The 504-nt window shown below is 45.6% G+C and carries 1 protein-coding gene; it reads left to right on the top strand.

Annotated features, from left to right (window positions below):
• The coding region (locus tag NZ875_09685) for a methyl-accepting chemotaxis protein (GenBank protein ID MCS7176003.1) at positions 1–504 on the top strand (504 nt) is incomplete at both ends.

Raw genomic sequence — 504 nt, 5'->3', positions numbered from 1 at the left:
AGATGAAACAGGAAAAACGATAGGAATTTTCGCAGCAACGGTACTATCAGAAACCATCAGTAATGTTTTACAAGGGTCCCGTCTCACGAAAGGTACACTCGCTTGGGCTTGCGACTCGGCTGGAACGATCATCGCCGATACAGCTGGACAATACACCATGAAGCTCAACATAAAAGAAGCCTCAAAGATGGGATTGAATGATCTTGAAAGGGCTGCCTCAAAGATTCTCTCAGGTGAGAGCGGTTATTTCAAGGTCAAAATGCCAGATGGTTCCATCAATCTCAACTTTTATGCACCTATCCAAACCGTCAAAGGCTGGGCGTTGGGTGTAGCGATACCTGAAAAAGAGATCATGGCGGATGCGAACAGATTACTCACCATCATCCTCATCATGTTCGTTGCTCTTGCAGTCATAGTCGCGTTGGTTATATTCTTCGTCAGTGGTACTATCTCCAAGCCGATCAAAACATTAGCAGACAGGGCTCTTGTTTTTGGCAAAGGGGA

This window comes from Pseudothermotoga sp., from assembly GCA_025060105.1.
Taxonomy (GTDB): domain Bacteria; phylum Thermotogota; class Thermotogae; order Thermotogales; family DSM-5069; genus Pseudothermotoga_A.
The sequence above is the reverse complement of the archived record's forward strand: the minus strand, read 5'-3'. Positions and strand labels throughout refer to the sequence as shown.